This is a genomic window from Vibrio sinaloensis DSM 21326 (genome assembly GCF_000189275.1).
GTDB classification, from domain to species: domain Bacteria; phylum Pseudomonadota; class Gammaproteobacteria; order Enterobacterales; family Vibrionaceae; genus Vibrio; species Vibrio sinaloensis.
The window spans coordinates 1-12,088 of the sequence record NZ_AEVT01000024.1 but is presented as its reverse complement, the minus strand read 5'-3'; the positions used below and the strand labels follow the sequence as shown (position 1 = coordinate 12,088).

The 12,088-nt window shown below is 46.7% G+C and carries 12 protein-coding genes; 4 read left to right on the top strand and 8 right to left on the bottom strand.

What is annotated here, in order from left to right:
• Positions 1–69: 69 nt before the first annotated feature.
• Entirely contained in the window at positions 70–1,086 is a 1,017-nt protein-coding gene (locus tag RH45_RS05665; protein WP_039958247.1) for a GGDEF domain-containing protein, read from the top strand.
• Positions 1,087–1,174: 88 nt separating this feature from the next.
• Here the strand turns inward: RH45_RS05665 and RH45_RS05660 are convergent, their stop codons facing one another.
• Genes RH45_RS05660 through RH45_RS05630 form a run of 7 tightly spaced genes read right to left on the bottom strand, consistent with a single transcriptional unit; the run spans position 1,175 to position 7,655 of the window.
• Positions 1,175–1,969 (bottom strand): LytR/AlgR family response regulator transcription factor, encoded by a 795-nt coding sequence (locus tag RH45_RS05660; protein WP_008074833.1) that lies wholly within the window; start codon positions 1,967–1,969, stop codon positions 1,175–1,177.
• Positions 1,970–1,980: 11 nt separating this feature from the next.
• A complete protein-coding gene (locus RH45_RS05655; protein ID WP_008074832.1) occupies positions 1,981–3,033 on the bottom strand; it encodes a sensor histidine kinase in 1,053 nt (350 codons plus the stop codon).
• Entirely contained in the window at positions 3,033–4,307 is a 1,275-nt protein-coding gene (locus RH45_RS05650) for a hypothetical protein (protein ID WP_008074831.1), read from the bottom strand. Before RH45_RS05650 ends, RH45_RS05655 begins: the two co-directional genes overlap by 1 nt.
• Complete coding sequence (locus RH45_RS05645; protein WP_008074830.1) at positions 4,308–5,084, bottom strand: outer membrane lipoprotein-sorting protein; 777 nt, start codon at positions 5,082–5,084, stop codon at positions 4,308–4,310.
• Positions 5,077–6,336, bottom strand: a complete 1,260-nt coding sequence (locus RH45_RS05640) for an ABC transporter permease (protein WP_008074829.1) — start codon at positions 6,334–6,336, stop codon at positions 5,077–5,079. Before RH45_RS05640 ends, RH45_RS05645 begins: the two co-directional genes overlap by 8 nt.
• Positions 6,324–7,007 carry an ABC transporter ATP-binding protein gene (locus RH45_RS05635; protein WP_008074828.1) on the bottom strand — a complete coding sequence of 228 codons (684 nt, stop codon included), beginning with the start codon at positions 7,005–7,007 and terminating at the stop codon, positions 6,324–6,326. Before RH45_RS05635 ends, RH45_RS05640 begins: the two co-directional genes overlap by 13 nt.
• A gap of 9 nt (positions 7,008–7,016) precedes the next feature.
• Positions 7,017–7,655 carry a hypothetical protein gene (locus RH45_RS05630; protein ID WP_008074827.1) on the bottom strand — a complete coding sequence of 213 codons (639 nt, stop codon included), beginning with the start codon at positions 7,653–7,655 and terminating at the stop codon, positions 7,017–7,019.
• A 234-nt stretch (positions 7,656–7,889) separates the two neighbouring features.
• Here RH45_RS05630 and RH45_RS05625 point away from each other — a divergent pair, with 234 nt between their 5' ends.
• Positions 7,890–8,138, top strand: a complete 249-nt coding sequence (locus tag RH45_RS05625) for a hypothetical protein (protein WP_008074825.1) — start codon at positions 7,890–7,892, stop codon at positions 8,136–8,138.
• 421 nt (positions 8,139–8,559) lie between these two features.
• On the top strand, positions 8,560–8,874 hold the full coding sequence (locus RH45_RS05620; protein WP_008074823.1) for a hypothetical protein: 315 nt from the start codon (positions 8,560–8,562) through the stop codon (positions 8,872–8,874).
• Between the two features lie 66 nt (positions 8,875–8,940).
• Here the strand turns inward: RH45_RS05620 and hmpA are convergent, their stop codons facing one another.
• Complete coding sequence (gene hmpA / locus RH45_RS05615; RefSeq protein ID WP_008074821.1) at positions 8,941–10,113, bottom strand: NO-inducible flavohemoprotein; 1,173 nt, start codon at positions 10,111–10,113, stop codon at positions 8,941–8,943.
• Positions 10,114–10,365: 252 nt separating this feature from the next.
• Between hmpA and norR the strand changes: the two genes are divergently transcribed.
• Positions 10,366–11,952, top strand: coding sequence for a nitric oxide reductase transcriptional regulator NorR (norR, locus tag RH45_RS05610; RefSeq protein ID WP_008074819.1), 1,587 nt, complete (start codon positions 10,366–10,368; stop codon positions 11,950–11,952).
• Positions 11,953–12,088: the final 136 nt, after the last annotated feature.

The following is a 12,088-nucleotide window of genomic DNA, read 5'->3' as shown; positions in this document are numbered from 1 at the left end:
TCAAGCATCTATTGAGCAAATCCGCTAATCTTAAGATACTTGGTAAGTACGATAAGACCCCTAATACGAATGACCGACGACGATTACAAAAGATCGACGGCAAATTTAAAGAAAGCCGTCCCTCTAATGATGAAGAATCATGTAGCAGCTACGCCTGCTAACTATGCTCTATGGTACACGTATGTGGACAATGCCATTCCACAACTAAACCGTGAACTAGACAACGTGTTAGAAAGTTATGGCGTGTGCCCACCAGCGACGGGCGAACAGCTTTACAATAACTTTGTTGCGACCCGTGCCGAAACGGATATGCATGACCTTCGTGCCAATATTGAACTGTTAGTCGGCCAAGTCGCCTCTTCAATGACTGACACACTTACCGACACCTCTAACTTCTCGGAAATGATTGATAAAAGTTTCCAGAGTCTGGAAAAGGTTGAAGATGAAGGTATGTCACTGGAAGAGGTGATGACAGTCGTGCGCCAGCTTGTCGCCGAGTCGAAAGAAATTCGTCATTCGACCAAATTCCTCAATAACCAACTTGAGTCCGCGAGCGAAGAAATTCAGCGTTTAAAAGCGGAACTTGCTGAAGTACAACAAGATGCGTTGTTTGATAGCCTAACCAGCCTGTACAACCGACGCTCATTCGACAATGACATCACCACTCTTTGCCAATCAGGGCAAAAGATGTGCTTGATTCTTGCCGATATTGACCACTTCAAAGGCTACAATGACAACTTTGGCCACCTGTTCGGTGATGCGGTTATTAAAGGTATCGCTAAGCGCCTACACATTAACGCACGCGATGGAGTACACGCTTATCGATTTGGTGGTGAAGAGTTTGCGCTTATCGTGCCAAATAAACAGCTAAGAATCGCTCGTCAGTATGCCGATAGTTTGCGCCGTTCAATTGAAAAGCTGTCTATCAAGGACAAACGCTCAGGCAAGCAAGTTGGGAATATTACCGCCTCTTTCGGCGTTGCAGAGCTTCAACCAGACGAAAGCCCAGAGTCATTGATCGAACGAGCAGATAAACTTCTCTATGAAGCCAAGCAGCTTGGCCGAAACCGAGTGATGCCTCTCTAGTTAGTGGCCAGTTAAAGCACGCGAAAGTTCATCGCAATTTGCCGATCAAGGTTGCGATGAACTTTTTGTTTGTAACCGCTTCTATCCCCTACCACACAGAGTTGAATTTAGACTGCATCGCGCGACTGATTGGCAGCTTTTCCCCCGCCAACACCGCCACCATTTTGCCAGTGAACTCTTTTTTCACCTTTTCAATCGCCGCGACGCGAACGACTGTCGAGCGGTGTATTTGCCAGAACTGCTCTGGATCAAGTTGACTCAGCAGCTCTTTGAGCGATGTTCTCAGCAGGTACTCAACTTTCACACCTTGCTCGATCTTGTACAAACAGACGTACTTATCTTCAGCCTTAAAGTAAGCAATGTCCGATGTGGAGATCAAATGAATATCGTCTCCTTTACTCGCTCGAATCCAAGTGAGGTAAGACGGCGCTGGCTTTGTTGCAAGGTGCTGCATTTGCTCTAGCAAAGAATGCATGCTCGACTCAGCGTCGGCTGCTTCCTCAGATTTCAAGCGACTTTTTAACCTGCCGATGCACTGCTCTAGTCGCTTGTCGGACAAGGGTTTCAGCAAATAGTCTACCGCGTTAGCTTCAAACGCTTGAATGGCGTACTCGTCATAAGCAGTCACAAAGACCACCAAAGTATCACTCTTACTCGCTAGAAGCTGTTTTGCTACCTGCATTCCATCGCACTTGGGCATCCTAATATCGAGAAAAGCAATACTCGGCTGATACTGAGCAATCATATCCAGTGCTTGCTCACCGTTTTCAGCTAACCCTTTCACATCGAGCTCAGGCCATGCATCGGCTAACGCCTGATTAAGGTGGAAACGTAGTAAGGGCTCATCATCGGCAATAATGGCTGAAAACTCACTTTGGTTCATGGTCACTCCTGTTAACTCAAAGAACTTGCGCTGTTTAGTAGCGTGATTGGAATGGTGAGCTTGGCCTTCACCCCTCCTGAAGAGGACTCCAGTAATGACAGTGAGGCGCTAGGACCAAACAAAGCCAGTAGACGTTGCTTGGTATTATCCAATCCGACACCGTGCCCCGCGGTATCCAATTGCTGGCCAATGCCTACACCTGAATCCTCTACCTCAATGACTAAATGTGATTCAATATCCCGCGCAGAAATGCGTATCCATCCACCGTCCACTTTAGGTTCAATACCATGTTGAATCGCATTTTCAACCAACGGTTGTAGCACCATAGGAGGCAGCGTGATGTCGCTGTTGAGAGTATTGTTAATTTTGTACTCAAGCCTAGCGCCTAAACGAATTTGCTGAATCGCCAAATAGGCATCCACCAGCTCCAACTCACTTTGCAAACTTGAGCTTTCTTGGCGGCTACTTTTCAGTGTACCACGCAGCAAGTCGGTCAACTTCTCTAGCATCAGTTTGGCTAGCTTTGGCTCCTGCTCAATCAGCACTGAGACATTGGCTAAGGTATTAAACAGAAAATGTGGCTCTATCTGGCTTTGCAGTTGGCGCAGCTGGCTCAATACCATGGCCTTTTCGTGTTCCGACTGCTTACGCTTGGCCACCTCAGACTCCCTTTGAGCGATCAGCCTTTGTTCATGAGCATAGAAGAAAACAAAACACATGCATGTAAACACAAACCCTAACACAATCACTGGTTTGAGCTGCTCAATCGTTGCAAAGTTGTCGTACTTCTTAAGGACAAAGTAAGCACTGGTGGTACCCAAGCACATCGAGCTGGCAAGCGACATAGCACTAGTAAGAAGAGTCGAAATGTTTGGAATGAACCAAGCTATAATGTGTGCACTGAAAACAGCACTGTAGCCGTAGCTGAAACTGATCAACATATGCTCTAGGTAGCTACTAGGCCAGATCGATTGTGTGACCAACGCAATCACTAAACAAAACAGCGTTGTTGAGATAAGACTACGTAACGTATCCCTACCGTGACGTTTGATTCTTCCTTCCATTAGAATCTTCCTTTTAGATTTATAAAAATCATACGCTTATCTGACAAATTTGCATATACAGAGTCTTTCTCACCCGTCATAAAACGGAGCGCCATCTCAATATTAATCGAGGACTGACCGGAGTCGTATGCCTGATAATCGAGCCATTGAGTAACAATCACGCCGTTATCTTGCGGCGAGTAAAGTACATCCAAAGTTGGCGTCACCTTGTTCAACCACAAATGCTCTTGCGACCAGTTCCAATGACCCCAGGCGCTGGAATCCAAACTCCAGTGAAGCATGATGTTGTGAGCAACCAGGTTTGACTGACCCAAGCCTTGCGCGTAAGACGAGGCTAAACCCTGCTGAACGCTCTCCAGCGAATCGATACGCTCAAAAGCTTGTTGCCACTCTTTTCGACCCCAGCTTCGGCTGTCGTACCAATACTCCAAAATGATGTTGTTACCCACCTGATTGGCCCAGTTAAGCCCAGCCAATACTTGAAAGCCATCACGTTGCTTAGTTAATGAAACCGGTTCAAAAACCTCTCCTTGTTGATAACTTAAGTAGTGACGCTGATACACCGCAGATGTGTGCAATCCCCAAGCGGCATCAAGCACCGTAACAAAAGAACCACCAACAAGACCATGGCGAACATCATCGTAGTAAGCCAATAGTTGATACTCGCTGTCACCGACAAACGCATAGCGCCTCAAACCCATGCCCCGTTGTTCGGCGGCTTCTTCTAGTTCAGAACCGTCTTGCTGGGTATGAGAAGAATCACTGTAAACCAAGCTCCAGTCCCCCAACTCGTCGAAGTATGAGCCCATTGCCGTCAGCGTCCCTTCTTCTACTTGGATCCCAACCGGATTACGGCGGTATGGCTTAAACACGTCCAAAGGTCGATAGCCATAGCCAACTCCCCAGTCGAGTCGCATCTTACCTAAGGTCACTTCAATGTCAGTTTGCAGGGTATTGACGCTACCTTGCCAAAACAGCTCCTGAACAATCAGTTCGCCGTCGTAGCTCGCATCGTTTTGGTTTGACGCAATATCGCTGCCCTTGAGAGCAAACAAGCCTGTCCAGTTGTGCATACGCGCTTCAACATCCAGCAACGCATCTAAAGACTGTGAAGATGACTGCTCAGCCTCGCCCAACAACGCAGAGTCTCGATGGCTGGTCGAATGGCCACTCACCACCCAATCCCATTCAAGAGCAAGCTCGCTGGCCTGAGCCTTAGCTTGAAGACCACCAACCAACAAGACGAAACTGAGCACCGCAATCTCTCTGTTCATCTATAGCTCCGAGACTGAGTTGCGGGTTAGATAGGCCGGGTTATAGTATTTGTCCTCTAGCGCCAATGGTGTGATTTCTTGATACGTAATGACCGTTTTTTTAGCAGGCTGAATCTTATCCAACAAGGTCATCGATTCGACGCGATCCGGCTGGGCCGAGTTTCCCGCAGCAAAGTAAGCTTGCTTGGCGAGTTTGCCGGAACGTAGGTAAAGATCTGCTTTCAGTGGAAAGTCATTGCTCGCGTCAAGCCACAGATCGATGCGGTCATAACTTGCGCCTTGCGTTGTAGAGCGTAGACGCAGTTTGTGGGTTGCCACGGATTGGCCGTTCAAGTCGAGCGCTTCGCTGTCGACCAGTGTGGCATGATAATCATCGCTCCAAGTCAGTGTCGAGATGTCACCAACAGACGCTTCACCTAACAGCTTTTGCATTGGCGTAATGCGAATCGGACGACGACTCTTCGGCATCAACAGCCAATAGTTATCACCCAGCATCAACATTTTCTGCCCCGCTTCCACTTGCGATTTGAATACCACCAAGGATTCGCGGTCTTCTCGGGTATAAACATGATACTGACGCGTTTTGTCCAAGTGGTTGTTCTCATACAGCGCAACTTCGGAAACGACTTTGGCCGCTTGATAACCTTGGCGAAAATGATCCGCATTTGCGACCATTTGCGCCACCTCATTTTGGCTCAGCTGCTGGCTGGCAAACACTGAAAAGCTGCTTACCGCTACGATTGAAAACAACGAGAGAGTAGATGCAAGATTAAACATAAGTCAGAGCCTCTGTAATAGGTTTGTTCACACCTTTGCGCGCTGATAGCCACGCGGCCAAAATACAAATTGCAAATACGCCGAGCCCACACATCAACAACAGCTCTGGCGAGAAATAGATGTTCAGCGGGTAGCCTTCTGTCCTTCCCGGAGGCGGTGGCATTTGCACATCGACAACCAGCAAAAATGCACTGACAACGGCACTGAGTACACCACCGATTGCCGCACCAATCACCGCTAACAGGCCAGCTTCACGCACGAACCCTGCAACAATCTCTTTCGGGAATGTGCCAAGTGCCGATAAGGTGCCGATTTCACGCGTACGTTCTGTCACCGACATTGTCATGGTGTTGAACAACGCGACGAAAACCACCAGCGCCATCACCGCCCCCATGATGCCGAAGATACGATCGTATAAATCTTTTACCTTGCTATAGAAAAATGCTCGATCTTGCCATGGTGTAAGCTCAATCGGCTGAGCCAATGTCTGCAGAGATAAACGCTCATCTATCCAACGTTGTACGGTCGCTGTTTTATCGGTCTCAAACAGAAAGACGGATAAGGTGCTGACTTTGTTGGTAGAAAGTAACTCTTGCACTGATTGGATATGCAGATACAACTGACGCTTATCGAGCTCAGGCACGCCCGTTGAATAGATACCGCGAACCTGAAAATCGAACGCATTTAACGCACCATCGGTCGTCGTTGCCAGCAGTGTCACCCAGTCTCCAACCGTGACTTTGAGGTTCTTCGCCAGATCGACAGCCAGCATCACTTCTGGTGCCGATGGATCGTAACGGCTCGATTGCACACTCGATAACGTCTTACCTTCTCGCACATCCAGAAACGGCCCCTTCATGTCGAACTCGCGTTCATTGACACCCGAGCCAACGAAAATGGTCGATTTAGCGCCATTAGAGATTAAACCAGTAAACTCTATCCGTGGTTGAATCCCTCGCACCGCTTTGTTAGTAAGCAAAGAACGAGAAATCTGTTCGCTGTCCGCTAAGCCATTTTCCATTGGCATCTCTTCGTCCATTTCGAAATAGCCTGGTTGACTGATGGTGATGTGGCCCGTGTCTCTCGCCGTAGATTCTTTCAATGACTCGTAGGTATAAAGGCCAAACCCTCCTACAGATGTTAGCGCGAACACCGCGATGGCGATGATCAACATTGATAGTAAGCTGCGGCGTTTGTTGCGCTGCAAGTTAAGCAACGCAACACGTACAGAGAGGGGAATTAGCTTGCCCATTTCAACGCCTCCTCTGAAATCACACCGTCGACCAAGTTGATGGTTCTATCACAGTGAGTCGCCATACGAGCATCGTGGGTCGCAACAATGAAGGTGGTGCCCATTTCATGACCAAGTTGCTTCATCATGTCGACAACACTGGCCGCCGTTTTACTGTCTAAACTAGCGGTCGGTTCATCTGCTATCACCATCTGTGGCTGATGAACTAAAGCGCGAGCGATTGCAACTCGCTGTTGCTGGCCACCAGAAAGATTGTCTGGTCGATGATGAATAACATCCGCTAATCCAACGCGGTCAAGGATCTCTTGCGCTTTTTTCTTTTGCTCCCTGAGTGAAAAACCATTTAACATTAATGGATAGGCAACATTTTCCCAAGCACTCATCACTGGGATCAGATTGAATCTCTGGAATACAAAACCAAATTGACTGCGACGGTAACGCGCGGCTTCCATGGCACTTTTAGGATAAACTTGTCCTTGAATCTCAACCTGTCCTTGATACTGCATGTCCAACAAGCCAAGGATATTGAGTAACGTACTTTTCCCCGACCCTGACGGGCCACACAGTGCTACCATCTCTCCGCGCTCAATATCACCACTTACCCCTTGCAGAGCTTTGACATTTTGGGTACCAAGCTGGTAGTGCTTAGCTATCTGTTTAAACGCTAACATAGGGCCTCCTTAGACTGAGCTCTTGATCATGGCTTGAGCTTGCAGCGTTAAAGGATGTTGTTGGTTGTTTGCTTCCATCGCTTCTAACCAACGCTTAGCTTGAGACATATCTTCAGCTCGGATTGCAGCCTTAATGGCATATAAATAGACCCAGGAGGTTGCATCGTAGTGCTGCTGTTGAAACGCCTTATCAGCGAGTAGATCCAAGTACAGATCGTAACCGCGTTCAAAATGGTTAAACATATCCGGTAGTGAAGTGAATGTTGCGGCTGCAATTGACTTAGCCAGTAGAGACTCAGGCAAACCTTGACGACGCTGCTGCTGTTCAAGTGGTACAGGTTGGTTGTTGAGAAGGTCCAAGCCTTTCGCTATGGTGGCCAGTCCTTGCTCGGTGTATTTCATCTTATTCCACGGCATAAACGCATCACGACCTTTGAGCGTTTCGGTGCTACCGAGGTAGACCAAAGTCAGTGCATCTGCTCCTTGAGATTCAAGTTGATCTTCCAGTTGTTGATAGACAGCTTCCACGGCGTTTTCATCCCCATCCGCTGCTTGGTTATACTGTGAAATCAACGCATCACTCGGAACAGCCAAAGCATTAAAGCTCGCCAACGCAGCTATCAGTAATCCGATTCTTAACTTGTTCATCTTGTTTCCCTAATCCTTGTTCAATCGACCAGAATTAGATTAAGTGAGGTGGATTGTCTGCACATGGCTTTGCGACGAACGGTGAAATAACGAAATGAATGGTAAATATCGAGAGTAGATGGCGAATGTCTGCGCGTTTGGTGGCGGAACTAGTAGAATTAGTCGTATAGGATGGTTAAAGTAACCGCCGTAAATTTCACAGCTCTGTGTATTGGATTGGAAGAGAAGTAACCAATGATTGATGAAAATAAAGTAATCGACAACCTAGATGATTTAGAAACCTTCTTACTCAGTGTGGAGAACGGTCTTTTAGGCTTACAAAATGTCGCGGGCGTTGCCTTGGCAACACAAAACTCAACGGGTCGCCATTTCGTCGCAGTGCTTGACGATAAGCACCAATTGCTGCTCGGCCATTGGGTGACAGAAGAGATCTTTAAAACAGGCCAAGATCTTGTTCGCCACGGCGTAAAGAAAAAGCACTGATTACGCATCTAGCGCAGTGTTCATGTTAGCTCGGCAGTGTTGCATCGGCCGAGTTAGCGTAATCTAGTCCAATGCCGACGTGACTCAACTGTTGCTTAACTCGGCTGATATTTTCTCTACGAGAACCTATTTCAATAGTTAATGCCTTGCCCTAATTAATTCCAAATCATCCATCATCAGTAATCAATCAAACTTCAAGCCAAAAACGTTAAACAACTGTTTTTAAAGAGTTATCACCCACAACCTTACCAACAGAAAAAATTTCAGGCTTTTAAACTCTATAAAATAACCAACTATTATAGAAATTTTAGCAACAGTGAAATGAAAAATGTGACGTTTATCACTAAATGTGTTTTGCGCATAATCAGTCTCGTACCAAGGGCAAGGCTCTTAATAAAAACAGCATTCTGAGGAAAAGATTATGAAAACGACAATCGCAACTCTACTACTTACTGCGCTTACTTCTACAATGGCAGCAGCTATGCCCGCTGGTGAGCAATCAATCCGCATCAAGACCATTGAGAATCACGCCATCGTGACCGTTTTACAAGATGGCAAACCAGTAAGCGATGTACAGGTGAAAGTGAAAGGTCATGGAACAAAATACTTCACTACTGGTGAAAAAGGTACGTTCATGGCTGCCAACCAATTCGATAACGGCCGTACTTTTACATTTGAAATTACCGATGAAAACGGCGTGACTATTCGCAAGCATCAGTACTTAAGCGCTTCTTAATCGCTTGTACTGCAGACACTAAAAAGGCCTTCAGATGAAGGCCTTTTTGTTTTATACCATTAAACGTTATAGGTAAGTGTGAGGACCAAACACTTCATAGTGAACACGTTCGCGTTCTACGCCATGATCCGTCAACTGTTTAACCACACTTTCCATAAATGCGATTGGTCCACATAGGTAGAAGTGCGCAGTATCCAAAGACAACTCATCGGCAATCAAACTGATGTCCATTTGACCTTGGTAATCAGCCTTATCATTTAGATACCATGCGTATTGCTTCCAGCCTTGCTCAGCTATCAAGGCTTGCGTTTCCTGTTTGAAAGTATGTTGCTCAGCATTGTTGCACGCGTACAAATAACTGACGTTTTGCTGATTTCGGTCGGCCAACGTATGTAACATCGCCTGCATAGGGGTTGCGCCTACACCCGCCGAAATCAGTACCGTTGGTGCGCTATTTTCTTGCAAGTAGAAATCGCCAGCGGGTGCATAAAGACGTACCGTATCACCTACTGCCACGCCATCATGCATATAATTTGAAACTAAACCCTTGTATTCACCGACTTCTCTTTTTACTGAGATGCGGTAAGTCTTACCATTGGGCTTATGTGAGAGAGAATACTGACGAATCTCAACATTTTCCGCCCCCGTTGGCGTTACCTCGATACCAATGTATTGACCTGGTTGATAGTCCAAAACATCACCACCATCCACGGGTTCGAAAATAAAGCTGGTGACAAATTCAGATTCAGCTTGCTTCTCTATGACTTTAAACTCTCGAGCATTAGCCCATCCACCAACGGCTTGGCGACGCTCTAGATACAGAGCCCCTTCACGGTCAATGAACACTTGTGCTAAGAACAAGTAAGCCGCTGTCCACGCTTCTTCCACTTCGGTTGTAAAGGCTTCGGGTGCAAGCTCTCGCAATGTCTCAATTAAGTGATGACCAACAATCTGGTAATGCTCAGCCTGAATGTTGAAGCTTGTATGCTTGTGCGCAATACGTTCAACAGCTGAAGTCAAGGCAGCCAGGTTTTCAATGTTCTTCGCGTATGCCGCAACCGCTTCAAACAAAGCAACGCTCTGACGACCCGTTTTTTGGTGTGTCATATTGAAGATGTCTTTCAACTCTGGGTTGTGCGAGAACATGCGCTGATAGAAATGTTTCGTTAACGCAGGGCCTGCACTCTCTAGTAGCGGAATAGTGCTCTTTACGACTTCAATATGTTGGTTGTTAAGCATGGAGTTCTCCTCAAGTTAATTATTTTTATAGCGTTTTTATTATGAATGACTGTGTCACTTTACTGATTGGCTAAGAGCACGAATGATGCCAACTTTGCGATTCCTCTAATTACTTGGTTTTATGCCTGAAATCTCCAGAATTCACGTCAAAATGACTCTTTGATTTACGGTCATTTTGACTCTAGAATGCAATTATTACACTTCACTAGTGTTGAAGTATTAATCATCGAAAAAACAAACGCTTGGTGCGATATGCAAGATATTTCTGTCTCCACCCTAATTGATATGACCATTGGCTTAGCGGCTGGTGATAATGACCACGAAAGATTTAACAAACTGTTAGATGCCATCCGCAAAGCGATCCAATGTGATTGCGTTGCCCTGCTGTCACTTCAAGGGGATACTCTCGTGCCTTTGGCGATGCAAGGTCTAACCCGTGACACCTTAGGCCGCCGCTTCAAAGTGGCTGAGCATCCAAGATTTAAGATGATATGCGAATCTAAGTCTGCGGTCCGATTTGATGCAGACAGCGAACTCCCTGATCCTTTCGATAACTTGTTGCTCGACTATGATGGCGATTTACCAATGCACTCTTGTATGGGGTTGCCTCTTATCTACGCAGACAAAGTCATTGGTGTTTTGACCCTAGATAGCTTGATTCCAAATCTGTTTGAAGAAATTCCTACCCGAAGTTTAGACGCTCTATCCGCGATTGCCTCATCCAGCCTTAAGGTCGCCATGACCGTCAGTCAGCTAGAGCAGCAAGCCAAGCAGACTCAACAACGTTTTGAAGAGTTGAACGAGGAAGCTTGGGAAAGAGATGGCGGTGAGATAATTGGCGCCAGTGATTCTATGCAGCTGTTGAACAGTGATATCGAAGTGGTTGCCCCTTCAAACTTTAACATCCTTATTCACGGTGAAACGGGGGTGGGCAAGGAGTTAGTTGCCCGAAGCCTCCATCACCTTTCTCCACGTAAAAAGCAGCCTTTGGTCTACGTTAACTGCGCCGCGATTCCCGAAAACCTAGTCGAAAGTGAGCTCTTTGGTCATGTTAAAGGCGCATTTACCGGTGCGGATAAATCTCGTATGGGTAAGTTTGCACTGGCTGATGGTGGCACCTTGTTTCTTGATGAAATCGGCGAACTGACACTCGCTGCCCAAAGTAAGATCCTGCGTGCACTGCAAAATAACGAGATTCAACCCGTTGGCCAAGACAAAGTTGAAACCATCGATGTCAGAGTCTTAGCCGCCACCAACCGCGACCTGAAACATGAAGTTGCAGAAGGTCGCTTTCGTTCCGACTTGTACCATAGATTGAGTGTCTACCCGATCAGTGTCCCACCACTGCGTGAGCGCGATGGCGACATTATCTTGCTTGCTGGATATTTCCTTGAACAAGCGCGTCGCAAACTCGGCATTGTGCAAATCAAGTTGGGGAAAGAAGCGCGGATTGCGTTAACCAAATACAACTGGCCGGGTAACGTCCGCGAGTTAGAACATGTCATTAATCGCGCGGCGCTCAAAGCACGAGCACGTGGCAAAACAGGCAATCTGATCACGGTTTCCATCGATGATATTGGTGATCTCAGCTCAGTGTCTGGCTTAGAAACCCCGTTCATCAAAACCAGCAAACCAAATCATGACATTGATTGGAGCAAAGGGCTAAGAGAGTCGACGGAAGACTATCAGCGCACATTAATCTCAACAGCGCTTACTGATGCCAACTTTAACTGGGCCCAAGCTGCCCGAGAGCTTAAAACAGACCGGGCAAATCTAACCCGCTTGGCCAAAAGACTCGGTATTAACGTGACCAAAAAGCATCAGATTCAAATGGATTAACTTTGTATCCTCTTGGTTGCAAGTTAGTTACAATAGACTAAATAAGGACAGGATGAGACGCCTCTAACCTGTCCAATGTAAAGTCAAAACCTGAAATATAAAGGAATGTTATGAAGTTTATCCGTTGGTTCTTGGG